Raw genomic sequence first — 26,009 nt, forward strand, 5'->3', positions numbered from 1 at the left:
CTATTTCGGCGCCATGCGGATTGCCCCATCGAGGCGGATGGTTTCGCCGTTCAGCATCTGGTTTTCGACGATATGCAGGGCGAGCGCGGCATATTCGGACGGCTCGCCGAGGCGGGACGGGAAGGGCACGGCCGCGCCGAGCGAATCCTGCACCTCCTGCGGCATGCCGGCCATCATTGGCGTCTTGAAGATGCCGGGCGCGATGGTGCAGACGCGAATGCCGGAGCGCGCCAGGTCGCGGGCAACCGGCAGCGTCATGCCGACGACGCCGCCCTTGGATGCGGCATAGGCGGCCTGGCCGATCTGGCCATCATAAGCGGCCACCGACGCGGTGTTGACGATGACGCCGCGCTCGCCGCCCTGCAGCGGTTCGAGTTTGGCGGCACGGTCGGCGACGAGGCGGATCATGTTGAAGGTGCCGATCAAATTGATCTCGATCACCTTGCGGTACTGGTCCAGCGGATGTGGACCATCCTTTCCGATGGTCTTCACGCCGATGGCAATGCCCGCGCAATTGACCAGGATGCGCGCTGGCCCAAGTCTCGTTTCCACCTCGGCGAGCGCGGCCGCACCGCTGTCGGCGCTGCTCACATCGCACTGGATGGCGGCGCCGCCAATGTCGCCCGCCACCTTCGATGCCCGCTCGATGCCGATATCGAAAATGGCGACGCGCGCGCCCTTGTCGGCCAGCGCGCGGGCGGTTGCCTCGCCGAGGCCGGAGCCGCCGCCGGTTATGATCGCAATCTGGCCGTTCGGGTTCATGCTGCGTGCTCCGTGGTGTTCCGGGTCATGCTACGGAGGTCGCCGCCATGGTGCAACCTGACCAATGGGGATCCATCGCGACCGGTGCCGCGACCGATCCTGGAGCTCAGGCCATCACTGGTGCCTGCTCCGCGATCCTGGCAAGGCTGGCATGGCCGACCTCGCCGGAGAGCCGCGCCACGGCACCGGGCACGATCTCGTGCGACAGCAGCCGGTCGAGGTCGACCGGGCGCGGCATGGAGATCTGGCCGCGGGGGATCTTTCTGAAGCCGAGCGGGCCGTAATAAGGCTCGTCGCCGACAAGGATCACCGCCGGCGCGCCGGCCTTGGCGGCCGCCTCCAGCGCGATCGCCACGAGCCGGCGGCCGATACCGAGATTCTTGAAGGCGGGCCGCACGGCGAGCGGCCCGAGCATCAGCGCGCGTCCGGCGCCGGCGGCGATGCGGGTCATGCGCACCGAAGCAACGACGATGTCGCCATCCATGGCGACAAAGGATAGCGAGCGCTCGTGGCCGCCGGTCTCGCGAATCTTGTAGGCGGCCAGCACGAAACGGCCGGGGCCAAAGGCTTCGTCGTTGATGGCTTCGATTTCGGGATCATGCGCCGGAGTTTCCGGCAGGTATTTCACGTCGGCAAGGCTCATGGTCTTCGCGGTCCGATAAAGAGGAAAGGTTGCTGCAAGCGGCAGCGTTCGCCAGTCAGCGCTTTCTAAGCGCGGGCGCCCTTTCGTCGTCGGTCAAACCGGATCAAGCCAAGATCGAACATGCGGAGTGTCCGCTAGCATCAATTTCCGGCGGCTGCAATCGGCTGTTTTCATCCGGCGTTTCATACGAGTGACGCTCTGTTCAGCAGATGACGGCTTCGGCATTGCCGCCTTGCGACTACATTGGCCAAGGCACGCAAGGAGATTTCGTATGGGATTGCTGGTCGAAGGCAAATGGCAGGACCGTCCGGCCAATGTCGATAGCAGCGGCAGGTTCATCCGCGCCGAGACGCAGTGGCGTGACTGGATCACGCGCGACGGCGCGCCGGCGCAAGGTCGTACGCGCGGCTTCAAGGCCGAGCCCGGACGCTACCATCTTTATGTCTCGCTCGCCTGTCCGTGGGCGCACCGCACGCTGATCTTTCGCGCGCTGAAGAAGCTAGAAGACATCATCCCGGTTTCAGTCGTGCATCATTTCCTCGGTGCTGAGGGCTGGACGTTTTTGGCCGAGGATGGCGCCACCGGCGACACGCTCTACGGCCTCGACTTCCTGCACCAAATCTACACCAAGGCCGATCCAGCCTATTCGGGCCGGGTTTCGGTGCCGGTGCTGTGGGACAAGAAGGAAGAGACCATCGTCTCCAACGAATCCGCCGAAATCATCCGCATGCTCAATTCGGCGTTCGACGAGTGGGGCGATGCCGCTCTCGATTCCTATCCGCCAGGCCTGCGCGGCGAGATCGACAAGGTCAATGCGCTGGTCTTTCCCGCCGTAAACAACGGCGTCTACCGCGCCGGCTTTGCCACCACGCAAGCGGCCTATGAAGAGGCGTTCGGCGAGCTGTTCGCGGCGCTCGACACGCTGGAGGGCCGACTGTCAAAACAGCGCTATCTCACTGGCGAGCGTGTCACCGAGGCCGATTGGCGGCTGTTCACCACGCTGGTGCGTTTCGACCCGGTCTATGTCGGCCATTTCAAATGCAATCTGCGCCGCATCGCCGACTATCCGAACCTTTCGAACTATCTGCGCGACCTCTACCAGGTGCCCGGTATCGCCGGCACGGTGAACCTGCACCACATCAAAATGCACTATTACGGCAGCCACGAGAGCATCAACCCGACGCGCATCGTGCCGGTCGGGCCTGGGCTCGACTATGGCGCGCCGCACGACCGGGCGCGGTTCAGGCAGGCGGCGTGAGCATCGGATTGACAGCCTACCAGTACGGCGATACCGGCTCGCCTTCAAAAACCTCGGCAAGCCGCCGCAGCGTCGCCGGCGTCGTGCCATGCGGCAAGCGGTCGAGCGGAAAGAAGCCTGCTTCGGCGATCTCGTGGTCCGGCAGTTTCGGCGCGGTCTGGTTGAAGGTTTCGATGAGATAGAGGCCGACATGGTCGCGGCGGCTGGAGCGGCGGTTGAAATGCATCGATTTCAGCACCGGCTGGGCTGTCAGCGCGATGTTGCCTTCCTCGGCCAGTTCGCGCACCAGCGCCTCACCGAGCGTCTCGCCGACTTCGACGCCCCCGCCCGGCAATTGCCAGCCGGGAACGTAGGTGTGGCGGATGAGGAAGACAGTGTTTGAGGCGCGATCGTGGATCAGGCCGCGCACGCCCAGCGTCATCGGCCGCCGCAGCAGGAAATAGAGATGGAACAGCCTTGCCCTGAGGCCTGCCCAGCCGGTCTGGCGAAACGCCTGCTCCGGGTCCGATATAGCCATGACTAGCGAAACCGTGGATGGGCAGGAAACAGTGAGTGGAAAGCGGGGAGCGCGTCGCCTATGAAGGAAGGATGTTCAGGCTCGCGCATATTTCCGATGTCCATCTGGGGCCGCTTCCCGGTGTAACCTATCGCGAACTCGCGTCCAAGCGCGTCGTCGGCTACGTCAACTGGCAGCGCAACCGCCGCCGCCATATGCACGATGCCGTCATCGACACCATCGTCGCCGACATGAAGGCGAGCACACCCGACCACCTCACCGTTACCGGCGATCTGGTCAATCTGGCGCTCGACGGCGAGATCGAGATGGCCAAGCACTGGCTTGAGACGCTGGGTTCGCCGGAGGATGTCTCGGTGGTGCCGGGCAACCACGACGCCTATGTGCCGGGCGCCTTCGACAAGGTCTGCCGCTCCTGGGCGGCGTGGATGAGCGGCGACGGCGTGACTGCGCCGATCGACCGCAACGCTTTTCCCTATCTGCGCGTACGCGGCAATGTCGCGCTGATCGGCGTTTCGACGGCGCGCGCCACGGCGCCGTTCATGGCCAACGGCTTCTTCCTCGAAGGTCAGGCGCAAAGGCTGGCGACAGTGCTCGACGCAACGAACAAACGCGGCCTGTTGCGGGTGATCATGATCCATCATCCGCCGGTGCGCGGCGCCGTCGCCCAGCAAAAGCGCCTGTTCGGCATCTCCCGCTTCCACAAGACCGTTCATAGGCATGGCGCCGAACTCGTGCTGCACGGCCATTCGCATCTGCCGTCGCTGTTCTTCATCGGCGGGCGCGGCGCCAGGATTCCGGTCGTCGGCGTCGCCGCCGCCGGGCAGTCGCCAGGCAGCAAGAACCCGGCGGCACAGTACAATCTGCTCGATATTGACGGGGAGAAGGGCAATTGGCTGATTCGCCTGACGCGGCGCGGCCTGACCGGGCCGGCCTTGCCGCCATCGGACCTGCAGGTCATTGAACTCGGCGCGCAGACACCGAGGCCTCCAGATCGTTGATCAGAAGCTGATCTTCATCGCCATCAGGCGATCCCAAAACAGCGCGGCCGCCACCGCCAGGCCAACAAGCGCGCCGGCGGCGACCAAGCCGAGACCGGAAAGGAACGTCGACCAGCCCCTGCGGGGCACGGCTGCTTGCAAGGGCGGCTCAGCTTCCGGCACGGCGGCGCGTTTCAGGTCGGCGACGGCCGGCTCGACACCGCCCTCCATCATGCGCTGACGCTCGACGATACGCTCCGCCACATAGCGCGTGACCTGATCGGCGACCGGTTTCATATCGGTCGATTCGGCGAGCACGACGCGGCCGATGCGGGTATCCCTGAGAAAGCGGTAGGTGCGGCGGTCGCGCCCCATGGCGACATGGCTGATGGCGTCGATCCACAGGCGGGGCTGCAGGCCGGAGGAGACGACGAAGTCGAAATTGTCCATGTCGGCGGGCACGTCGGCAAAGACCGGGGCGAGCTCGGCGGCGAGCAGATCAAGCCGCATCCGGTGCGCCTCGCGCATGTCGACCACGACATCGTCGCGATCGGCGAAGGCATTTTTCACATCGCGAACGGCGTCGGACAGTTTGCGGGAGGTGTCGATGGGGGTGATGTTTTCGCCAGTGTCCTTCATCGGCGTCGCCTCGCTGATATGGTTAATTGCGAGTTAACACAGGCGGCGGCAAAATGCACTGGCGAGATGCGGGGCGCAAGTAAGTTAGCTCGCCGCGGCCTCGAATGTCGGACGCAGGCGCCTGCCGCGGCGTGCCATGTTTCGGCGCACGGCCTGGGCGACCACATCAGGCACTTCCTCGACCAGCATATGGCCGGCATCGAGCACGTGATGAATATGAAAATGCGCCGGCAGACAATCAGCCTGGGTAAAGGGCAGCACCGGATCGTCCGTTCCCCAAACCACCATCACCGGCATGTCGAGGGTGTCCAGCTGTTCGCGGGGTATGACCCCCTGCCGCTCGTTCCTGGTCATGACGGCCGATATCTCAATCAGCTTGCGCAACTGGCCGGGGCGACGGCGTAGGTCCGCCAGGACGCCAACGATGCGTTCGGGCGGCGGGCTTCGCGGTCCCGACATGGCGGCAAGGCAGGCGCGGATTTCCCGTCTGTCGGCGGCCGCGGCGTAGCGGCGCAACAGCGGTCCGTTGATCTCGGGGCCAACACCGCCCGGCGCCAGAAGCGTCAGCGAGCCTATCCTTTCAGGCTCGGCAAGCGCCATCAGGGAGGCGACCGCGCCGCCCATCGAATGACCGGCGACATGCACCCTTGCTATCCCGCGTGCGGCGATATCGGCGAGAACCGCTCGCGCCGCTGTTTTGGCCGGGCCGCTGCCAGGAAATTCGAGAGACAGTCCGTGTCCCGGAAGATCGTAGGCCAAGGTCCTGACATCGGGCCCTAGCGACGCGGTCACCTCGCGCCAGATATCATGGCAACCACCGAAGCCATGCAGCAGGACGACCGTCTTCGGCCCGGCGCCCCGCTCGGCAACATAGAGGGATGAGACCATGAAAATGTGCGATTATTGCAAGACTGGAGAGGAAATTCGAATCGAGGCTGGATTGCTCCCAGTCCAGACCGATGGCCAGTAAAGTTTTCGCGATCCGGAAAGACTAGCTGGCGTTGCCTAGGCCCGCGGCGCGCAGCGCCTCAACCAGCCGGTCGGTCAGATCGGCGGGATATTTGCGCTCGGCGAAGGCCGCGCGCGGATCGGCGGCGAATTTCGGGAATTTGGTGGTCAGCTCATCCAGAAGCTTGGCTGCCAGCTGTTCGCGGCCGGCAGCCTTGGCGCCGATCAGCCGCGCCGCCAGATAATGCGATTTCATCGCCGTCGTGCGCAGCGACTCGCTGGCTATCGCGGCCTTGTTCATGTCGCCCAGCATGAACTGTCCGGCGAAAAGCCCAAAATCCCACCATGTCGGATGGCCGCTGAACGTCTCGACGGCATGGGTCAGGATCGGTGTTCCCTCGGCATATTTGCCGGCAAAGATCAGGCCATAGCCGTAAGCGGCAGCCATGCCGAGGTCGTAGGGGTTGAGCTCATAGGCCTTGCGCATCCAGCGGATCGATTCCTCGGTGTTGCCGAGGCGCGAGTTGAGGTAGCCATAGGCGCGGTGCGCATAAGGGCTGGTCGGTCCCATCTGGATGGCGCGATGGGCGAAAGACATTGCCTGATCGACCGTCGCGCCAGGCGGATAGGCGTAATGATCGGTGGCGGCCTCAAGGGTCAGGGAGGCCAGTTCCGAATAGACCAAGGACGATTTCGCACCCTGGCCGGCGAGGTTGTCCAGGCAGCGATAGGCAGCCTCGTGCGTCCTGGTGCTCTGGTCGAGATAGTATCTGTCGTTGAGGATCAGGCAGCTCGTCAGCCCGGTCTGAATGCCGTTCTGTTCGATGTAGCTGTAGAGCGGGCCGGAGGCGGGAATGGTCGAGCTGAGGATGGCGGCGATACGATCCTCGACGGTGCCAGGTGCGCTGTCGGCGACCGTCAGACTGCGGGACAAAAGCACGCGGCCGGTCGCCACGCTCTGCAGTTCGAGCGTCACGTCACCTGCCATTGGTCCCGGCAGGACATCGAAAACGAAGCTGGTCGGGTCGGTGCTCGGATCGCGCTTGCTGTCGGCGTCGCGGCCGATGAAGTCGATCGTGTCGAAACCGGCAAGGCCGGCGCGCAGCGAAGCGGCGACGCGGCCGGCCTCGGGTCCGGTGGCCTTCACCGCGATGAAGACGAGGGGCAGGGCCTCCATCGACGGCGATGCGATGCTGCTCGTTGCGCCCGCGGTCTCGACCACCGCGGTAGGATCGCTGCTGGCAAGCAATGCGCCGCTGCCCTGGCGCAGGATGAGCACGCCCAGCATGAGAATGACCAGCGTCATGGCGACCCAGAAGAACTGGAGATGGCGCGCCAGCGAAGGCCCAGGTTCTGTAACCCCCGAAGCTGTCGCGGCAGCGGGAACGGCGTCAAGAGCCGCCTGGTCGGGCGATCCGGGCAAGGCGGCTACCGCCGCCGCAAGCGGCTCCTGCCCAACCGGCAGGCGTATGGCGTTGAGCTCATAGGACGGCACGTAGCCGCCGCGCGGAATGGCAATGCGAACCGGTTCGGCTATGCCTTCATTGGCGAAATAATGCTGGAGAAGTTCGCGCAGCCGGCCTGCCTGCACCCGGACAACGGCGTCGGTCGACGAATCGAAATCGCCGTCCTTGCCGAAGACGTCCATGGCGATGGAGAAACCCTTGAGCCTGTCGGCTTCGCCGGCCTGCTCGCGCTCAACAAGATAGCGCAGCAACTTGCGCGCGCGCTCGGAACGTCCGAACGTTTCGCTGGCGAGCAGTCGCTCCAGTGTCTCGCGCACTGCGGGGGCGGCAGGCGTGGCATGCTGCAAGTGTCGATCCTCTCGAAGTCGGCACAGGTTGAGGCGCAATCATATAGAGCCTGCACTTCCATACAAGCATGCTTATGTTATGCGATCGCGTAACACACCGGATAGTTGCCGGTGGTTGACACAAAAGACCGGAATTTCCCTCGGCAAATGGGGGATTTCCGGGCGCCGCGGACATTCGGCGCCCGGGAAAATATCAGCCGGCCTTGCGGCCGATTATCCGGTTGGCGGCCGAAACAACGGCTTCCAGCGAGGCGGCGACGATGTTGGTGTTGATGCCGGCGCCGAACAGCTTGCCGCCGGGATATTCCATCTCGACATAGGAAATCGCCGAGGCGTTCGAGCCGCGCTGGAGCGAATGTTCGGAATAATCAAGCACCGACATGTCGACGCCAACATGACGCGACAGCGCATCGACGAAGCCGTCGATCGGGCCGGTGCCGGAGCCGGCGATTGTCGTCTCCTTGCCGTTGTCGAGGATCACCGCCTCGACCACGCGCCGGCCCTTTTTCTCGGTATCGGGATAGGTGTGATGGTCGAGGAACTTCAGTCGTGCGCCGGGCTGGTCGACATAGGTTTCAATAAAGCGGTCATGGATGCGTTTTGCCGGCACTTCCTTGCCTTCGGCGTCGGTGATCGCCTGGATCTCCTGGCTGAACTCGATCTGCAGGTTGCGCGGCAGATTGAGGCCGTAATCGGCCTGCAGTACATAGGCGATGCCGCCTTTGCCCGACTGCGAGTTGATGCGGATGATCGCCTCGTAGCTGCGTCCGACATCGGCCGGATCGATCGGCAGATAGGGCACTTCCCAGACCGGCGTGTTGGCCTTCTTCAAGGCCTTCATGCCCTTGTTGATGGCGTCCTGGTGCGAGCCGGAAAAGGCGGTGTAGACGAGTTCGCCGACATAGGGATGGCGCTCGGAGATCTTCAGCTGGTTGGAATATTCGTAGACGTCCTTCATCCGGTTGATGTCGGAGCAATCCAGATGGGGATCGACGCCTTGCGTGTACATGTTGAGCGCCAGCGTCACGATGTCGACATTTCCGGTGCGCTCGCCATTGCCGAACAGCGTGCCTTCGACGCGGTCCGCACCCGCCATCAGGCCGAGCTCGGTGGTGGCGATGCCGGTGCCGCGATCGTTGTGGGGGTGCAGCGAGATCAGCAGGTTCTCGCGGTCGTCCAGGTTGCGGCACATCCATTCGATCCGGTCGGCATAGATGTTGGGCGTCGACATCTCGACCGTCGACGGCAGGTTGATGATCAGTCTGTTGTCGGCTGTCGGCTTCACGATCTCGGTGACGGCGTTGCATATCTCCAGCGCGACTTCGAGCTCGGTGCCGGTAAAGCTTTCGGGCGAATATTCGAAGCGATAACCGCCGCCGGCCTTGGCCGCCATGTCGGTGATCATCTTGGCCGCGTCGGTGGCGATGCGCTTGATACCGCCGACATCCTTCTCGAAGACGACGCGACGCTGCAACTCGCTGGTCGAATTGTAGAAATGCACGATCGGGTTGGTGGCGCCCTTCAGAGATTCGAAGGTGCGGGTGATGAGTTCGGGACGGCACTGCACCAGCACCTGTAGCGAAACATCAGCCGGCACATTGCCTTCCTCGATGCACCAGCGGGCGAAATCGAAATCGGTCTGCGAGGCCGAGGGGAAACCGATCTCGATCTCCTTGAAACCCATGTCGAGCAGCAGGGCGAACATGCGCGCCTTGCGCTCATGACCCATCGGATCGATCAGCGCCTGGTTGCCGTCGCGCAAATCGACCGAGCACCAGACCGGTGCCTTGTCGATGACCTTGTTGGGCCAGGTGCGGTCGGTGAGACCGACCGTCGGGTAGGGCTGGTATTTTCGGGCCGCGCCCGGCATGTGGCCGGCCGCGCGTTTTACGCTTTCGGCTTCGCCGGCGCGGATGTCTTCTCGTGCGTTCATCGTCTTGTTCTCCCGGCGGCTCGCGGATCGGTCTTCGGACGGATTCCAGGGCGAGCAGCGCCTTATCAGATTTTCGTTCGCTTGATGTGAATTGCCAATTTCTGAACTGGCCAAGGAGCGTGCGCGTAAGCGGCGGTTCGACCGCCGGGCGCTCCTTCAGCGAACCCGGCGATCGCCGATAAGGCCGAGAAGAAGCAGGGTCGATGCCAGCGCGCGCACGGTCTCGCCGGCAAAGCCGGTCGGACGGGAAGCGACGGAGGAGACGCGCGTGTTCATGGCGGGTTTCATACAGGAGCCGCCATGTACAGGCAAGTGGGCTGCCATTCCACCACTCGCGAGCACTCTTCCCCATGCGCGGCAAATGCGCCAGACTTGCGTGTAGCCGAGCCCGCAATGCTTCGCCGTCGGAGGGATCATCCGTGAATTTTGTTTTCTTCTCGCCGCATTTTCCCGCCAACGGCGCCGATTTCTGCGACCGGCTGAAAAAGGCCGGCGCTACGGTGCTGGGCATTGGCGATGCGCCTTATGAGGCGCTGGACGGCAAGCTGAAGGTGGCCCTGTCGGAATATTACCGCATCGCCGACATGGAGGACTACGATCCGGTGTTCCGGGCCATGGGTCATTTCATCCACAAATGGGGCCGGATCGAGCGCTTCGAGTCACTCAACGAGCATTGGCTGGAGCTGGAGGCCAACATCCGCACCGACTTCAACATCTACGGAACCAAGCTCGATTTCGTGAAGAATTTGAAGCGCAAGAGCCGCATGCGTGCATTCTTTCGCAAGAGCGGCGTCGACACCATCGCCCAGCGCAAATGCTCCGACCGGGCCGGTGCCATGACCTTCATCCGCCGCGTCGGCTATCCCGTGGTGGTGAAGCCCGATTCCGGTTCCGGCGCCTCGAACACCTTCAAGATTTCCAACGCCAGGGAGCTTGACCAGTTCTTCAGAGACAAGCCCGAGGACGTGACCTTCGTCATGGAGCAGTTCATCGAGGGGCTGGTGGTGACCTTCGATGGGCTGGTCAACCGTGACGGCGAGGTGGTGCTGGCGGCCAGCCACCGCTACGACCAGAGCATCATGGAAGTGGTCAACAAGGACCGCCACATGAGCTACACCTGCTTTCCCAAGGTCCGACCGGCGATCGAAGAAGCCGGCCGCAAGATCCTCAAAGCGTTCGACGTGCGCGAGCGCTTCTTCCACATCGAGCTGTTCGAAACCAAGGACGACCGCGTCATCGCGCTTGAGGTCAACATGCGGCCGCCCGGCGCCTGGATGACCGATGCGATCAACTACACGTTCGACATCGACGTCTACGCGGCCTGGGCGGACATGGTGGTGAAGGATGCCGCCGGCGGGCCTTACGAGGGCAAATATTTCACCGCCTATGCCAGCCGCAAGCGGCGCCTCGACTATTTGCACAGCCATGAGGACGTGATAGCCGCGCATCGCGACAAGATCGTCCATCATCAGCCAATTGAAGAGGTTTTCAGCCGCGCCATGGGAAATTATGCCTACCAGATGCGCTCGAAAGACGAAGCAGCACTGCGCGCGGCCGTCGCCTACATCCACGCGGAAAAGGCTTGAACGCGATGGACATCTCCTATCACAAGGGTTTCTCCGGCAATCTCGGCCGCGACATGGAATACAAGCGCTACGGCCATGCCGGCCGGCCGGTGGTGGTGTTCCCGACGTCGCAGGGGCGGTTCTACCAGTTCGAGGATTCCGGGGGGGTTGGAGCGCTGGCCGAATTCATCGATACCGGCCGCATCCAGCTGTTCGCGGTCGACGGCATCGATTCGGAATCGTTCTTCAACAAGCATGCCGGCGCCGCGCACCGCATCGGTCGCCATGAGGCTTATTTCCGATATGTGCGCGAGGAGGCGCTGCCGGAGTTTCTGGCGACCGCTGAGCAAGCCAACGGCGGGCGCAAATTAAAGCCGCTGTTCACCGGCTGTTCGATGGGCGGTTATCATTCCACGAATTTCGTCTTTCGCTTTCCCGAACTCGCCAGCGGCGTCATCGCGCTGTCGGGCGTCTATTCGGCGGGCGACTTCTTCGGCAAGGCGCTGGAAGGCGATATCTTCTACAATTCGCCGCTCGACTATCTGCCCGGCATCGTAGACCCAAAACTGCTTGCCCGGCTGAAGGCGCTGAGGATGATCTTCTGCTGCGGGCAGGGCGCCTGGGAAGAGCGGATGCTGGTCGAGACCCGCAGGCTGGAACAGATCCTGCGCGACAAATCCATTCCCGCCTGGGTCGACTTTTGGGGCGGCGATGTCAGTCATGACTGGCCATGGTGGCACAAACAGCTGGTCTATTTCTTCGGCCGCTGGCTGGATGATGATCTGATGCACCGGCTCGATTGATGACCACACCCGAACCTATCCGCCGCTTTATCGAGGCCACCAATGCGGGTGATAGCGAAGCCGTTCTCCACACGTTCACAGCCGACGCGTCCCTGACCGACTGGGGGCGGTCCTTCCAAGGCCGCCAGCAGATCGAGCGCTGGAACCAGTCGGATAATATCGGCGTGAAGTCCAATCTTCGCATTGTCCGCATCGCCGAGGTCGAGGGCAGCTACCGCGTCCGCATTGCCGTGAAAGGCTTTGGCTTCAACGGTGAGGGTGACATGACCTTCGTGCTCGACGGCCACCGCATAGCGAGCCTCGTCATCTCCTGACGCGGCTCAGCTACCCTTCCTGGCAAACCGGCAGAGCAATGGTCTCGTGTTCCACCGCCGATCCACGGCGCAAGCCGAGAAAGACGACAAGGGCGGTGACGATGGTGATTGCCGCCAGCACGATCAGCAGCCTGTCGAACGCGATCTCATAGGCCTGGACCAGGACCGTGGCTCCGGCACCCGGCAAGCGGGCTGCCGCTTCGCCGATGTTGCCGGTCACCAGCAGCTGCGCGGCGGCGGTTGCATCCAGGGAAGACGCCGTTCCCTGAGCCGCCAGTTGGGCTGCCGTGAAACCCGACAGGACTGCCATGACGATCGCCAGCGCCACGCCTTCGCAAGCGACGCGGGTGGTGTTGAAGATGCCGACCGCCATGCCGGCACGCTCTTTCGGCACGACGCCGACGGCAAGTCCGTCCATCAGCCCCCAGGGCAAGGCGATGCCGACGCCGATGAGGATCAGCGGCGCCACCAGCGCTGCGACGACAGGCGGTGTCAGGCTCAGCCAGACAAGGCCGCCGGCGGCCACAAGCAGGCCGACACCGCAGATCGTTGCCGGAGCGATCCAGCGCGCTACCTGGCCGGCGAGCAGTGGCAGGATCAACAGCGGTCCCGACAGGCAGATCATCAACTGCCCCGCCTTGATCTCGCTCATCCCCTCGATGCCGATGAAGCGGATAGGCAACAGCACCAGCAGGACGACGAAGCCATAGGCGGGAGCGGCCGCCAGGAACTGGACGCCGACGAAGCGGGGAAAGCGGAACAGCGAGAGATCGAGCATCGGCCGGCGCACGCGCCGCTCGACGACGACGAAAGCGGCAAAGCAAAGGGCGGCCGCCACGAGAAGCGCGATCACCAGGGGATCGGTCCAGCCGCTCTGCGGCGCTTGCAGCATGCCGTAGGTCAGCGATGCCAGCGCGATCGTAAAGGTGCCGGCTCCCGCCCAGTCGAGGCCGGTCGCATCCGGATCGCGCGATTCCCTGATGGTGCGCAGGCCGAGCAAAGCGGCTGCAATCGCGAGCACTGCCACCAAGACGAAGATCGATCGCCAGCCGAAAGCATCTATGAGCAGGCCCGACGCTATCGGCCCAAAAGCGAGGCCGATGCCGAAACTGGTGCCGAGGAAGGAGAAGGCGCGCAGCCGCAATGGCCCATCGAATTCCTGGGCAAGAGCGGAGGCGCCGCCGGCAAAGGCGGCGGCACTGCCGAGCCCTTGCGCAGCCCTGAGCACATCGAACCAGACGATATCAGGGGCAAACATCGATCCCAGCGATGCCAGCACATAGGTGGCGAGGCCAACAAGGAAGAGCCGCTTGCGGCCATGATTGTCGGCCAGCGCGCCTGATGCCATCAAGGTGGCGGCGAAGGTCAGCATGAAGGCGTTGGTCACCCAGTTGAGCGCGATCGGGCTGCCGCCGAGGTCGGCCGCAATGCGGGAAAGCGCGACGGCCGGGCCGGTGAAGGTCAAGGGCATTGTCATGGCGGCAAGGCATACCGACAACAGGACAAGCCATGGCGCGACCGCGCCGTTTGTGGTCTTCGAGGTCATGGATTTCCTATCTGAACCAGGATCCGCCGGCCTGCCGCAAACTTGCTGCGCCGGTCGTAATGCGAAGATAGGCCCGCGACACTTCGAGAAAAATAGTGTTAAATCTCCAGATATATCGGACCAAGACGCTCGAATGGAGAGATCCGATGGAACGCCTCAATGGGCTCCTGGCCTTTGCCCGCACGGCTGAGTTCGGCAGCTTCATCGCTGCGGGCCGCACGCTCGGCATCTCGGCATCGGCCGTCGGCAAGAGCGTCGCCAGGCTCGAGCAGGATCTCGGCGTAAGGTTGCTTCAGCGCAGCACGCGCCGCATCGGCCTGACCGAAGAGGGCAAGCTGTTCAACGAGCGGGTGCGGCGCATCCTCGACGACATCGACGATGCCGAGGCGATGCTGTCGCGGAGCCGCGAAACGCCGCATGGGCGGCTGCGCGTTTCGACGCCGATCGTGACCTATCACCTGCTGTTCCCGGTGCTGTCGGAGTTCATGGCGCGCTATCCCGAAATCGAACTCGACATTGACTTCAATGACCGCATCGTCGACCTCATCGACGAAGGCGTCGACATCGCGATCCGGAGCGGCGACCTGCCGGATTCGCGCCTGGTGGCGCGGCCGCTTGCACCCTTCCGGCTGCTGTTGTGTGCGGCACCCTCCTATATCGAGCAGCACGGCAACCCGAGCGGTCCGGACGATCTCGTGAACCATTACGGCATCCGCTTCCGCTTTCCCAACAGCGGCAAGCTGCAAGGCTGGCCGTTCATCGGCGGCAGCGCCGAGCCGCAGGTCCGCTCGATGCTGACCTGCAACAACACGGAGGCGCTGAAGGGCGCCACGATGGCCGGGCTCGGCATCAGCTCGATGCCCGATTTCCTGGTCCGCGAGGCGCTGCGTGACGGCCTGCTGCGCACGGTGCTGGACGACCATGTCGACGGCCGCGGCCAGTTCCGGTTGCTGTGGCCGTCCAATCGTCATTTGTCGCCGAAGGTTCGCGCCTTCGTCGATTTCCTTCCCGACCGGCTTGCCGCGACGCTGGGCGGCTCTTGAATTAGTCCTTCGCGGCCGACGGCGATAACGAAGACAGCGAGGAATAGCTCTGCTTCTCAGTAGGTGGCGCGGCCGCCGGACAGGTCGAAGGTCGCGCCGGTGGTGAAGGAATTTTCGTCCGATAGCATGAAGGCGATCATCGCAGCCGCCTCTTCGACTTCGACGAACCGGCCTCGCGGCACCTTGCCCAGCATGTAGGCGACCTGGGCCTCAGTGAGTTGTTCGAGGATGCGGGTGCGGGCGGGCGATGGGGTCAGCGCGTTGACGGCGATGTCGTGGCCGCCAGTTCCTTACCGAGCGATTTTGTCAGCGCGAGCACGCCGGCCTTGGCGGCGGAATAGGCGGCGGCATTCGGATTGCCTTCCTTGCCTGCGACCGAGGCGATGTTGACGATGCGGCCGTAGCTGCGCGCGATCATGCCGGGCACCAGGCGCTTGCAGCAGTAGAAGACGCCGTTGAGGTCGATGTCGATTATCTGGCGCCAGGCGGCAGGATCATAATCCGCCACCGTCGCTGCCGGTCCGGCGATGCCGGCATTGTTTACCAGCAGATCGACCGGACCAAGCGAGCGCTCGGTTTCCGTCGCGGCGCTGTCGACGGCCTCGATCAGCGATTGATCGCACAGCAAACCCTCGACCCGGCCGAGCGGGGCGAGTTCGGAAACGGCCTTCGCCATGGCGGTCTCGTCCACATCCCAGATGGCGACGCTGGCACCCGATGACAGCAGTCGCCGGGCGACGGCAAGGCCGATGCCTTGCGCGCCGCCGGTCACCACGGCGACCCGGCCTGAGAGATCGACGGCATTCACACGACGGTTCATGGGCACTTTTCCTCTTCCCTGCATATTTGAATCTCAGTCCCTGACGGCTCTCGCCACCAGCCGCGCTATGCTCGGCCCGGCGATGAGCACGACCAGGAAGCGGGCCGACTGCAAGGCCATGACGAAGGATATGTCGACGTTCTGGGCGGCGGCGGCAATGATGGCGACGCTGTCCATGCCGCCGGGGCTCGTCGCGAGATAGGCGGTCAGCGGATCGATACCAAGGACGTGGCTGATCAGCCAGGCTAGCCCGCCGCAAAAGGCGATCAGCACGACGATAGAGCCGACGATCTGCGGCAGCGCCCGTGTCGCATGACGCAGGATCGCCCGGGTAAAATTCAGCCCTATCGACCAGCCGACCATCGCATAGGAGAGCGCCAGCAGCCATGGCGGCAATTGCATCGCCGCGCCGAAGCCGAGATGGACGATGGTGCCGATGATGAAGGTGCCGAGGAAGAAGGGTGACGGCAGCCGGCACAACCGGCCGAGCAGGCCGCCGACCAGCGCCACGCCGAGCGTGGCGGCAAAGGCTGCCGGTTCGATCGGCGGGAACCAGACGATGGCTGGTACCTCGATGCCCGAAGTGTCGACCCACATCTTGGCGACGAGTGCTGCCGTCATCGAGACGAAGATGACGCGCAGATACTGCATGAAGGCGACGAGGCGCTGATCGGCGCCGAAGGCACCGGCCATCAGCACCATGGCAGTGGCAGCACCCGGCGACGAGCCCCAGACCGCGGTGGTGCCGGGCAGGATGCGCCAGCGGCTGATCAACCAGCCAAGCAGGCTGGACGCCGCAAGGGTCGCCAGCACCACGACAAGGACCAGCGGCCATTCCTTGTAGAACACCGCAAAAATGTCGGTGGAGATCGACGCCGCGACCAGACAGCCGACCAAGGCCTGGGCGGCGGCGAACAGCGGCCGCGGCACGCGCACCGTGCCATTGGTGCCGGCAAGGATCGCCGCCAACATCGGGCCGATCAGCAGCGCCGCCGGCAGTGCGGCGTATTCCAGCGCGCCGGCGAACAGCAGCGAGACGATCAGCAGCACCAGCCACTGCCGAACCGGACGCATGCGTGCCATGCGTTCGACGGCCGGTTGGTCTGGCGAAGAGTCCATGTTTGGGTCTTAGACCTGGAAGAGAAAAATGCGAACGCTGTCTCGGACGAAATTCACGACCCCGACCCCGCGTTGGGATGTCACTCGTTCTTGATGGCGGGCAGGCCGAAACCGCCGGCCGGATGGGTCTCGACCTGGAATTCGAAGCCGGCGATGATCGGCCGGGCCTTGGCGATCGCTGCCTGGACCTCCGGCAGCTGCAGCGAAGCCTTGTGGCTTGCGGCGTCGGTCCACACTTCGGTCACCCAGATCGCGTCGGCATCGGCCGGGTCGCGGGCGATGACATAACTCAGGCAACCCGGCATGGCGCCGGTCGAGGCGAGCAGCACATCCATGATCGCGGGGCGCGGGCCGCGCGACGCCCGCATCTTTCCGATCAATCCGTACATTGCCTCTCCCCTTTCTTCCAACCTCAGCAAACGTGCGCACGACATGCATGGTTGCGAGACGCAGTATGCAATTGCCGGCTCACGGCATCAACTGGCCACCGTTCACCTCGATCACCTGGCCCGTGATGTAACCACTCAGGAGATCGGAGGACAGGAATAGATAGGCGCCGACGCAGTCTTCGGCCGTGCCGGCACGCCCTTGAGGAATGGTGGCGACCATGCCCTTCATCTGCTCGTCGGTGGAATAGCGCTCATGGAAGGGTGTCGCGATGGTGCCCGGCGCCACCGCGTTGACGCGGATGCCGAAGCCGATCAGTTCCTTGGCCATGCCGCGCGTCACATTGGAGACAAAGGCCTTGGCCGAACCGTACAGCCCGGCGCCGCCGCCAGCGCCATTGCGCGCCGCGATCGACGAGGTGTTGACGATGAAGCCGCCCTGCTTCTTCAGCCATGGCATCGCCTTGCGCGAGGCCGTCAGCACCGAGCGGGCGTTGAGGTCCATCACCGCGTCGTAGTGCGCCTCGGTCTGCTCCGCATAAGGTACGCGGCCGAGCATGCCGCCGGCATTGTTGATCAGCCCGTCGAGCCGCCCGAATGTTTCGGCGCTCTCCTCGACTACCCGCTCGACATCGGCTGCCTGTGAGAAGTCGCCCTGTGTCAGGAACACCTCACCGCCGCTGTCGCGGATGTTTTTGGCCAGCGTTTCTGCGGCCTCCCGGCTCGAATTGTAGTGCAGGGCGACCCGGCATTTCTGGGCGGCGTAGGCCAGTGCAAGGGCGGCACCGATGCCGGTCGAAGCGCCGGTGACCAGCACCGCCTTGCCGGCAAGATCGGGGATGACGAGGGTGGTCGCGGTCATGAGCACTTTCCTTCGGGCTGTTTGGCCACCCTTCGTAGGCTCTCATGGCCTTCACGTTCAAGCCCGTGGCGGCTCAGGGCCGGAGATAGGCGTAGCCCTGGCGCTGCAGTTCGGCGAGCTTGACCACGCCGCCCTTGTCGGCGGCGTGGAAGCCCTCGAGCAGGTCGGCAAGCGTGATCTCCATGCCTTGCATGGTGTTGCCGCAGGCATGCGGCTCAAGGCCCTGCTGGACAAGGCCGGCAAAGCGTCCCGAGATCGCCGCCGATATGCCTTTCGACTTGAAGCCGGCGAGGGCCGGACCATGCACGACCAACACGATGTCGACATTGCCGCCGGTGCCTTCATAGTGGTTCTTGATGTTGCCGAGCACGAAGTTGACCTTATCGAGGTCGCTGAGGTGATAGGCGACCTTCGGTCTGTCTTCAGCGGCGGCGGCCCGGCTCAGCCCGAACAGGCCGGCGGCACCGGCAAGGCTGGCCCGGAACATGTCGCGTCGACGCATGGCATCCTCTCGGCTTGGCGCTCCCCGCAAATTGCGTGGCTGCGGCCATGATACTAGCATAGATTCACGTTACGTCCTGTCGATGCGAGGAGGGGGTCACATGGCGTTCAGGAAGTGGAAGGTTGTTGCCAGCGCTGGATTTGGCGCCGTGCTGCTCGGCGCGCTTGCGGGTTCGGCCGCGGCCGACGATGTGCTTAAATTACCCGAACTCAGCCCGAATGGCGCCGATGCCTGTTTCGGCCGCGTCTATGATGCGGCGCACCTCAAGGCGCATCCAAAGCAGAAGGTGGCGCGGATCTTCTTCCTCTATGGCCATGATCCGGTGAGCCATCCGAACGAGGAGCCGATGGCAAACGCCGACACCTCCTACAACGGTTTTCTCACCACCATGGTGCGCGGCGCCAAGGCGCCGCAATGGGCCGGCGGCTGGTGCAATCACGAGTCCGAGGACGGCAAGTCAGGTCCGATCCGCTGCGGCATGGACTGCGACCGCACCATGGCGTCGCTGAAGCTCGATGACAAAGGCCGCCTGATCCTCACCGACGTCTCGTCCGATCTCTATCTCGACGCCGGATCGGAAGACGAACTGGGCGAAGCCGAATATGACCGGCAGGCTCTGGGCTCGGAGGACAACAATTTCCGCCTCGACCCGATGCCGGCCGCAACCTGCCAGGCTGAATTCGCCAAGATCGACCCGATCGCTCCGGCGCTTGGGGCTCCCTTGCGCGAGCGACTGAAGCCGGACCAGCCTTTCTGTTTCGGGCGAGACTACGATCCCGCGCATCTCTCCTCGCATCCCGACCAGGTGACGCAGTCGATCCGGGTCTTCCGCGGGCCGGTCGAACTCGCCTCCTTTGCCTCAGGCGATGTCGCCAACTGGCCCGACGGCTCCGATGTCGCCGTTTCGGTGACCACCAGGAAGAACGGGACGAAGGTCAGGCAGACCTATTCCTGCCAGGGCGAAGCGGATCAATGGCGCTGCGCGGCCAGTTCGAAGATGAGCAACTTTTCCTGCGATATCGCGCAAAAGGAAATCTTCCTCAAGCGCGGCGCCAACGGCACCCTGATGCTGGCCAACCCTAATAGCAGCCTGGCGATTGTCGATCTGTGCTCGGCGGATGGCAAGACCAAGTCCGATGACAAGGTCTACCGTTTGGAGGCTATGCCGCAGTCGGCGTGTGCGCCTTAGTCACTTTAGCAGCCATTTGGAAATGAATATGATGCGTCGCAGCTTTCTTGGTTTTCTGACTTCCTTGGCTTTCATCGGTTCCGCCAACGCTGAAGGCGAGGCTGAGGCTCGCAAGGCGGCCTCAACAGCACAGTTGAAGAAGGAGGGCGTGCCGTTCATCGACCATTTGCCGACGATCGAAACCGAAGCCGAAAGTCGGCGACGAACGAAGGACGAGGTGGTTAAACGCGCCATCGCACTGGTGATCGTGGCCGTCACAGCGGAGACCAATGATCGAAATCTTTTAAGCAACTTGATCAGCCAGTTTGGAGCCGAAGGGTTTTTTACGCCCAAAGAGCAAGCGTTTGTCGGTAACCCCGTTGCAACCGAGCAAGATCGCGCAAATTTTAGCTGGCGCTATGAAGGGGCTTTCGTAATGTTGTGGGCGTTGCAAGTCTTCAAAAACCTTGGGCGTCCAGACAAGCCTTGCGATGTGTCGCGTATGGTTTCGGTGTTGCGTGACCTCGACACGGAAGGGCTGCTCAAGCGGGCCAATTTGCGCCCGCAAAGCGAGCTTCTCGATGCTGCCGATCTGATCTATCGGTACAATTGGGCTGTGATGGATGCGCGGGTGAATGGGAAAGCCGCGCCGGCAGGATTGGAACGAGACGTGGTTGTCGAACGTCATTACGCGCTCAATTGGCTGATTGGGTATATGGGGCAGGAATGGGATGACATCTCGACCGACACATGATGAGCCGATCGCAAGCGGGTGCTACCTTGGATCGGACTTCGCTTGCCGAGTTTGGATTCGACGAACTTAGACGGTTCGCCTGACTACGCTTTTGCCGAGGCCGAGCTGGCGCGCGCTTGAGCAGCAGGCGCTGCCCGATTTGGAGGCAATCAACGCCTGGATGTAGCCATTGGCGGGCTACCCCACATGGCGGTAATGGCGCAATCGATCCGGCGAGGTCGGCAGATCCTCGCCCGAGGATGATGCCCTGAGTTTTTCCTCAAGCAAACGGCACAGCAGTGGTGCCTTTCGGCAGCTTCGCCTCGTCGTCGGGCTCGACATGGATGGTGACGCGCACCGAGGGGATTTCGGCCTTCAGCGCGTCCTCGATGCGGTCGCAAATGACGTGGCTGGCGCCGACCGTCATGTCGGCGTCGACGACCAGGTGGAACTCGATGAAGGTGGCGCGGCCGGCGATGCGGGTCTTGAGGTCATGAACCTCCAGCGCGCCCTTGCAATTGGCCGAGATGATGTCGCGAATGTGCATGTGTTCGGTCGTGTCCACTGCGCGGTCCATCAGCCCGTTCATCGACGAGCCGATGACGTGCCAGCCCTGCCACAGGATGTTGAGCGCGACGATGACGGCAAGCGCCGGATCAAGGATCTGCCAACCGGTCAGGATAGCGCCGACGAGGCCGCCGAAGACGCCGACCGAGGTCACGACGTCGGTCATGATGTGCCGGCCGTCGGCGACCAGCGCCGGTGATTTTGCGCTGCGCCCGGCGCGGATCAGCGTCCAGGCCCAGAAGGCGTTGATGACGGTGGCGACGCCGTTGATCGCCAGGCCCTCCCAGGGTTGTTCGAGCGGGGTCGGCGTCTGCCAGGAGCGCCAGACCTCGTTGAGGATCAAAAGCGCGGCGAGCACGATCAGCACGCCTTCCAGCACCGCCGAAAAATACTCGGCCTTGTGGTGGCCGAACGGATGGTCCTGGTCGGCCGGCTTGTAGCTGACCAGGACCGCCCAATAGGCGGCGGCCGAGGCTATGACGTTGACGATCGACTCCAGCGCATCCGAATAGAGCGCAACGGAGCCGGTGACGTACCATGCGGCAAGCTTGAGCGCGAGCACCACGCAGGCGATGACAATCGACCAGAAGGCAAGGCTGGCGATCCTTTGCCTGGCCGCTGCCTTCGCTGCGATCGCCGCCATGTTGTCCGTCGCCGCCATCGTTTCTAAGCGGCCTTTTCCTTGGCCTTGCGCGGCAGATGCGCAACGATGTTTTCGATGATGCGCATGCCGGCATTGTGGCCGAGCGTCATGATCGATTCCGGATGGAACTGGACGGCGGCGATCGGCTCCTTGCGGTGTTCGAAGGCCATGATGATGCCATCCTCGGTCTCGGCGGTGACGATGAAATCGTCGGGCAGCCGCACCGGATCGGCAAAGATCGAGTGGTAGCGGCCGACGGTCACTTCCTTGGGCAGGCCGGAGAAGATGATTCCGGGCTTGGAGACGCGGATGCGCGACGGCTTGCCGTGCATCGGCACGTGCAACTGCCTGAGTTCGCCGCCATAGGCCTCGGCCAGCGCCTGCAGGCCAAGGCAGACACCGAAGATCGGCAGGTCGCGGGCGCGGGCGTTCTTGATGGTCGCGGCGCAGTCGAAATCCTTCGGCGTGCCCGGTCCGGGCGACAGCACGACGAGATCGGGCTTCAGCCGTTCGAAGACTTCTTCCGGCACCGGCGAACGCACGGTCGAGACATTGGCACCGGTCTGGCGGAAATAGTTGGCCAGTGTGTGGACAAAGGAGTCTTCGTGGTCGACGAGCAGGATGTTGACGCCGTCGCCGACGCGCGCGGTGGTGCGTTCGGCGCCTGCGGCATTGCCCAATTTGGCGTCGCGAATGGCGGAGAGCATGGCGGATGCCTTCAGTTCGGTTTCGGCTTCTTCTTCCTCGGGGATGCTGTCGAAGAGCAATGTGGCGCCGGCTCGCACCTCGGCAATGCCGTCCTTGATGCGGATGGTGCGGAGCGTCAGGCCGGTGTTCATGTCGCCGTTGAAATTGACCATGCCGATGGCGCCGCCATACCAGGCACGCGGGCTCTTTTCGTTCTGCTCGATGAAGCGCATCGCCCACAGTTTCGGCGCACCGGTGACGGTGACCGCCCAGGCATGCGACAGGAAGGCGTCGAAGGCATCCATGCCTTCGCGCAGGCGCCCTTCGATGTGATCGACGGTGTGGATCAGGCGTGAATACATCTCGATCTGGCGGCGGCCGATGACGCGCACCGAGCCCGGATCGCAGACCCTGGACTTGTCGTTGCGGTCGACGTCCGAGCACATGGTCAGCTCGGATTCATCCTTCTTGGAATTGAGCAGCTTCAGGATCTGCTCGCTGTCGGAAATGGCGTCGTCGCCGCGCTTGATGGTGCCGGAGATCGGGCAGGTCTCTACGCGGCGGCCGTTGACGCGCACGAACATTTCGGGCGAGGCGCCGATCAGATACTCGTTTTCGCCGAGATTGATGAAGAAGGAATAGGGCGACGGGTTGATCGACTTCAGCTTGCGCGAGATTTCGGAAGGCTGCGTCTCGCAGCGTTCGTAGAACATCTGCCCGGGCACGACCTCGAACAGGTCGCCGCGCTTGAAACTGTCCATCGCCTTGCGCACCAGATTGGCATATTCGCCCGGCTCATGGTCGCCGCGCGGCGGGATGCGGTCGGCGGTCTTGAACGGTTCGGTAATTTCGTCCCGCGGCAGCCCCTCGGTTGAAAAACCGTCGCCGGAATAGTCGTAGCGGTCGGTCCAGGCCTTGGTCGAATAATGGTCGACGACCAGGATCTCGTCAGGCAGGAACAGCACGAGATCGCGCTGGCTCTGTTTGCGCTCGAGCTTGTAGTCGACTGGATCGAACTGGAAGGCGAGGTCGTAACCGAAGGCGCCGTAAAGGCCGAGATTGGCGTCTTCATCGGTCTTGAACAAAGCGGTGATGGCGCGCAGCACAGTAAACACAGAGGGGACGCGGCTGCGCTCTTCCTCGGTGAAGACGCGGCCGGGCTTGGCGACATCGAGGCGGATCAGCTTTTTCGAGGTTTCAGCAATCGTCACCTCGGTAATGCCGGCCAGCGTCTTGCCGATCACCGGCAGCAGCACTTCGCCACGGCCGTTCAGCGCCTCGATGCGCATGGCGCGGCCACGCGCGGAAATCACCAGCGGCGGATCGATGATGGCCGTATCCCAGCGTGTGTAGCGGCCCGGATATTCGTAATTCGAGGAAAACACCGCACCACGGCGCGAGTTCAAGCCATCGACATAAGCGTCGATCGCACCGGCGTAAGGCTTGTCGTGGCGTTCGCGGGTGATGGTGACACCACCTGCGGTCACGAAGCTTTCCGCGCCGTTTTCCAGAGCCTTCATCGTCATTGCCGTCTCCATATGGCTTGTTGGGGCAACGGACCCGGGAATGGCTTTGAAAAAACAAATGGCCGCCCGGACATTCCGTTGCGGCCACCCTCTATTTTCACGCGCACGCGTTCGAACAGGCCGCTGTCAGCGAGCCCACCACCAAATGGTCTTGATCGAGCGCATGTTCATGGGCGAAATCCATAGCGGCGAATAGCCGGATGCGCAACAGGTTTGAAAGGCCTGTTTGTGGCCGCCGCTTCTGCAGCCCATGGCACATCGCCAAGGCTTGGGGTCCTGCCTAGACTGTTCGTCCAACATCGGAAAGACGGGAAGACAGCAATGACCGAGCAGATCGAGCGCGCACGCACGTTCCATGCCCTTCATGTCAAGGGCAACCCGATCGTTCTCTACAATGCCTGGGATCCGGGCTCGGCCAAGATCGTCGAGAGGGCGGGCGCCAAGGCGATCGCCACCGGAAGCTGGCCGGTCGCGGCTGCTTTTGGTTATGCCGATGGCGAGAAAATTCCGCTGGAGCTAGCGCTGGACAACATCAAGCGCATCGTGGCGGCAGTCGACCTGCCGGTGACCATGGACCTCGAAGGCGGCTACGGCGTCGAGCCGGTGACTGTCGCCCAGACGGTGACACGTGCCCTGCAGGCCGGCGCCATCGGTTTCAATTTCGAGGACCAGATCGTCGGCGGCGCCGGTCTGCACGACATCGCCATACAGGTGAAGCGCATCGAGGCGGCAGCGGCGGCGGTGAAGGCTTCCGGCATTCCCGCCTTTATCAACGCCCGTACCGACATTTTCCTCAAGGCCAAGCCGGATGCGCATGACAGCGTGCTGCTCGACCAGGCCATCGAGCGGGCGCACGCTTATGAAAAGGCAGGAGCGAGCGGCTTCTTTGCGCCGGGGCTCGGCGACGAGGGTCTGATCGAGGCGCTGTGCAAGGCGACGGCATTGCCGGTCAACATCATCGCGCTGGCGCATGTGCCGCCGCGCCAGCGCCTGGCCGAGCTTGGTGTCGCCCGTGTCAGCCACGGCCCGGTGCCGTACCGGCAGATGGCCGAATGGCTGGAGGCCAAGGCGCGGCTGGCGATTTCGGGTTAGCTCAGTCCTCCAGCGTGCCTGACCTCGCGTCGGCGCTCTTCTTGTCGCCGACCAGCTTCAAGAGATCCTCGCCGGCGCGGATGATGCGGCGCGAGCGGCGGGTCAGGATGACGCCGTCCTGCGGCGCCAGCACTTCGGTGCGGCCGCCGGCCTCGCCCGGTGTGTGGACGATGGTGGCGAGGCGCGCGCCCTTGGCGACTCGGTCGCCGGGCTTGACGTCGTAGAGGATGGCGCCGGCCCGGGGCGCCGGCATCATGTCGATGTTCTCCAGCGGCGCGACGAGGCCCTTGAACGCGCCGGGTGCGGGAAGGGCGGTATCGGCGATGACGCCGCGCGCCGCCAGCAGCCGGTAAAGGCCTTCGGCATCGGAACTTGCCAGCGCGCCGTCAACATCCAGCATGCCACGGTATTCTACCGTGGTGGCAACGCGGCGGTCGAGCTTCGCCACGTTGGCGGGGACGTTCTGGTAGGGCATGATCGTGGCGCCCTCGAAGGTGCCGTCGGTGTCCTCGCTCCACAACACCACGGCGTCGATACCCATGGCGGCGGCGCAATCGGCCATCGCCGGCCACAGGCTGGCGTGGACGTAGAGATAGGCAAGGCCCTCGTCGTCGCAATGCAGGTCGAGCACGATGTCGTGGCCGAGCGACAGCTGCACCAGACGGGTCTTCAATCGCTGGTCGGGGGTGCCAAGCGTGGTGTCGGGCAAAAGCTTGGCGTCCGGTGCTGCGAGCAACGGAAAGCCGCGGTTGAAATTGTTGCGGGTGCCGAGATGAAAGCGGCCCTGGTGCTCGCCGAAATGATATTGCGCGCGGCCGATCGGATTGGCCCAGGGCACGACCGTGATGCTGCCCTTGATGCGGCCTTCCGCTTCGGCCTTGTTCAGCGCCGGCATCAGCGCGTCGATGGCGACGACACCAGGCAATTCACCGGCGTGGAGTGCTGCCTGCAGATAGGCCGAAGGTGCTGCCTTGTCGGCGCCGTCGAAGCGGAACACCGGGAATTCGTAGGAAACGCCTTCGGTATCGCCGGCGATGCGTTCAATCGATTTCTGCATGGGATGCCTCCAGGATAAGAGGCAGAACACATGCACTTTTGCCGAAGGGCTGTCGATTGGTCCAGTTCGCGCCGCCATGGGCGCAA

General features: G+C 63.5%; 24 protein-coding genes and 1 pseudogene. 9 read left to right on the forward strand and 16 right to left on the reverse strand.

Annotated features, from left to right (window positions below; genetic code table 11):
* Positions 1-762, reverse strand: a complete 762-nt coding sequence (locus NKH35_RS00820) for a 3-hydroxyacyl-CoA dehydrogenase (protein ID WP_352913101.1) — start codon at positions 760-762, stop codon at positions 1-3.
* Positions 763-868: 106 nt separating this feature from the next.
* The gene (locus tag NKH35_RS00825) at positions 869-1,405 is read right to left on the reverse strand and encodes a GNAT family N-acetyltransferase (protein WP_023686191.1); all 537 of its coding nucleotides are present in this window, start codon (positions 1,403-1,405) and stop codon (positions 869-871) included.
* Positions 1,406-1,676: 271 nt separating this feature from the next.
* Between NKH35_RS00825 and NKH35_RS00830 the strand changes: the two genes are divergently transcribed.
* Entirely contained in the window at positions 1,677-2,663 is a 987-nt protein-coding gene (locus NKH35_RS00830) for a glutathione S-transferase family protein (protein WP_023699707.1), read from the forward strand.
* 16 nt (positions 2,664-2,679) lie between these two features.
* On the opposite strand, the gene NKH35_RS00835 is transcribed toward NKH35_RS00830, so the two are convergent.
* A complete protein-coding gene (locus NKH35_RS00835; protein ID WP_031195394.1) occupies positions 2,680-3,180 on the reverse strand; it encodes an NUDIX domain-containing protein in 501 nt (166 codons plus the stop codon).
* A 71-nt stretch (positions 3,181-3,251) separates the two neighbouring features.
* Between NKH35_RS00835 and NKH35_RS00840 the strand changes: the two genes are divergently transcribed.
* Positions 3,252-4,178, forward strand: coding sequence for a metallophosphoesterase family protein (locus NKH35_RS00840; protein ID WP_023683636.1), 927 nt, complete (start codon positions 3,252-3,254; stop codon positions 4,176-4,178).
* Here the strand turns inward: NKH35_RS00840 and NKH35_RS00845 are convergent, their stop codons facing one another.
* The 4 genes from NKH35_RS00845 to leuA form a co-directional block, all read right to left on the reverse strand.
* The gene (locus tag NKH35_RS00845; RefSeq protein ID WP_023669959.1) at positions 4,179-4,796 is read right to left on the reverse strand and encodes a hypothetical protein; all 618 of its coding nucleotides are present in this window, start codon (positions 4,794-4,796) and stop codon (positions 4,179-4,181) included.
* Between the two features lie 84 nt (positions 4,797-4,880).
* Positions 4,881-5,684, reverse strand: a complete 804-nt coding sequence (locus NKH35_RS00850; protein ID WP_023686188.1) for an alpha/beta fold hydrolase — start codon at positions 5,682-5,684, stop codon at positions 4,881-4,883.
* Between the two features lie 103 nt (positions 5,685-5,787).
* A complete protein-coding gene (locus NKH35_RS00855) occupies positions 5,788-7,557 on the reverse strand; it encodes a tetratricopeptide repeat protein (RefSeq protein ID WP_023733388.1) in 1,770 nt (589 codons plus the stop codon).
* A gap of 193 nt (positions 7,558-7,750) precedes the next feature.
* The gene (gene leuA, locus NKH35_RS00860; protein ID WP_023683640.1) at positions 7,751-9,427 is read right to left on the reverse strand and encodes a 2-isopropylmalate synthase; all 1,677 of its coding nucleotides are present in this window, start codon (positions 9,425-9,427) and stop codon (positions 7,751-7,753) included.
* Positions 9,428-9,909: 482 nt separating this feature from the next.
* Here leuA and NKH35_RS00865 point away from each other — a divergent pair, with 482 nt between their 5' ends.
* Genes NKH35_RS00865 through NKH35_RS00875 form a run of 3 tightly spaced genes read left to right on the forward strand, consistent with a single transcriptional unit; the run spans position 9,910 to position 12,172 of the window.
* Entirely contained in the window at positions 9,910-11,076 is a 1,167-nt protein-coding gene (locus NKH35_RS00865) for an ATP-grasp domain-containing protein (RefSeq protein ID WP_023686186.1), read from the forward strand.
* 5 nt (positions 11,077-11,081) lie between these two features.
* Complete coding sequence (locus tag NKH35_RS00870; protein ID WP_023733386.1) at positions 11,082-11,858, forward strand: esterase family protein; 777 nt, start codon at positions 11,082-11,084, stop codon at positions 11,856-11,858.
* Entirely contained in the window at positions 11,858-12,172 is a 315-nt protein-coding gene (locus NKH35_RS00875) for a nuclear transport factor 2 family protein (protein ID WP_031262101.1), read from the forward strand. The genes NKH35_RS00870 and NKH35_RS00875 overlap by 1 nt, the downstream gene beginning before the upstream one ends.
* Before the next feature lie 10 nt (positions 12,173-12,182).
* Here NKH35_RS00875 and NKH35_RS00880 read toward each other — a convergent pair whose 3' ends face one another.
* Positions 12,183-13,718, reverse strand: a complete 1,536-nt coding sequence (locus NKH35_RS00880; RefSeq protein ID WP_023691628.1) for an MFS transporter — start codon at positions 13,716-13,718, stop codon at positions 12,183-12,185.
* 146 nt (positions 13,719-13,864) lie between these two features.
* On the opposite strand from NKH35_RS00880, the gene NKH35_RS00885 reads away from it, so the two are divergent.
* Complete coding sequence (locus NKH35_RS00885; RefSeq protein ID WP_023733384.1) at positions 13,865-14,761, forward strand: LysR family transcriptional regulator; 897 nt, start codon at positions 13,865-13,867, stop codon at positions 14,759-14,761.
* Between the two features lie 56 nt (positions 14,762-14,817).
* Here NKH35_RS00885 and NKH35_RS00890 read toward each other — a convergent pair.
* The 5 genes and pseudogenes from NKH35_RS00890 to NKH35_RS00910 all read right to left on the reverse strand — a co-directional run bounded on the left by NKH35_RS00890 (position 14,818) and on the right by NKH35_RS00910 (position 18,450).
* Positions 14,818-15,569, reverse strand: a pseudogene (locus NKH35_RS00890) (SDR family NAD(P)-dependent oxidoreductase).
* Between the two features lie 45 nt (positions 15,570-15,614).
* Positions 15,615-16,700, reverse strand: a complete 1,086-nt coding sequence (locus NKH35_RS00895; protein WP_352913104.1) for an AbrB family transcriptional regulator — start codon at positions 16,698-16,700, stop codon at positions 15,615-15,617.
* Positions 16,701-16,780: 80 nt separating this feature from the next.
* A complete protein-coding gene (locus NKH35_RS00900) occupies positions 16,781-17,089 on the reverse strand; it encodes a putative quinol monooxygenase (RefSeq protein WP_352913106.1) in 309 nt (102 codons plus the stop codon).
* Between the two features lie 79 nt (positions 17,090-17,168).
* Positions 17,169-17,948, reverse strand: a complete 780-nt coding sequence (locus NKH35_RS00905) for an SDR family NAD(P)-dependent oxidoreductase (protein WP_023686180.1) — start codon at positions 17,946-17,948, stop codon at positions 17,169-17,171.
* Between the two features lie 73 nt (positions 17,949-18,021).
* Positions 18,022-18,450 carry a DsrE family protein gene (locus NKH35_RS00910; RefSeq protein ID WP_023686179.1) on the reverse strand — a complete coding sequence of 143 codons (429 nt, stop codon included), beginning with the start codon at positions 18,448-18,450 and terminating at the stop codon, positions 18,022-18,024.
* A gap of 100 nt (positions 18,451-18,550) precedes the next feature.
* Here NKH35_RS00910 and NKH35_RS00915 point away from each other — a divergent pair, with 100 nt between their 5' ends.
* On the forward strand, positions 18,551-19,639 hold the full coding sequence (locus NKH35_RS00915) for a hypothetical protein (RefSeq protein WP_023733381.1): 1,089 nt from the start codon (positions 18,551-18,553) through the stop codon (positions 19,637-19,639).
* A 28-nt stretch (positions 19,640-19,667) separates the two neighbouring features.
* Positions 19,668-20,372, forward strand: coding sequence for a DUF4272 domain-containing protein (locus NKH35_RS00920; protein WP_023733380.1), 705 nt, complete (start codon positions 19,668-19,670; stop codon positions 20,370-20,372).
* Between the two features lie 259 nt (positions 20,373-20,631).
* On the opposite strand, the gene NKH35_RS00925 is transcribed toward NKH35_RS00920, so the two are convergent.
* On the reverse strand, positions 20,632-21,561 hold the full coding sequence (locus tag NKH35_RS00925) for a cation diffusion facilitator family transporter (RefSeq protein WP_196813681.1): 930 nt from the start codon (positions 21,559-21,561) through the stop codon (positions 20,632-20,634).
* 23 nt (positions 21,562-21,584) lie between these two features.
* A complete protein-coding gene (locus NKH35_RS00930; RefSeq protein WP_352913108.1) occupies positions 21,585-23,774 on the reverse strand; it encodes an anthranilate synthase in 2,190 nt (729 codons plus the stop codon).
* A 321-nt stretch (positions 23,775-24,095) separates the two neighbouring features.
* On the opposite strand from NKH35_RS00930, the gene NKH35_RS00935 reads away from it, so the two are divergent.
* A complete protein-coding gene (locus NKH35_RS00935) occupies positions 24,096-24,866 on the forward strand; it encodes an isocitrate lyase/PEP mutase family protein (protein ID WP_352913109.1) in 771 nt (256 codons plus the stop codon).
* A gap of 1 nt (position 24,867) precedes the next feature.
* Here the strand turns inward: NKH35_RS00935 and NKH35_RS00940 are convergent, their stop codons facing one another.
* Positions 24,868-25,923 (reverse strand): succinylglutamate desuccinylase/aspartoacylase family protein, encoded by a 1,056-nt coding sequence (locus NKH35_RS00940; protein ID WP_352913111.1) that lies wholly within the window; start codon positions 25,921-25,923, stop codon positions 24,868-24,870.
* Positions 25,924-26,009 lie beyond the last annotated feature (86 nt).

The organism is Mesorhizobium sp. M1143 (assembly GCF_040318435.1).
GTDB lineage: Bacteria > Pseudomonadota > Alphaproteobacteria > Rhizobiales > Rhizobiaceae > Mesorhizobium.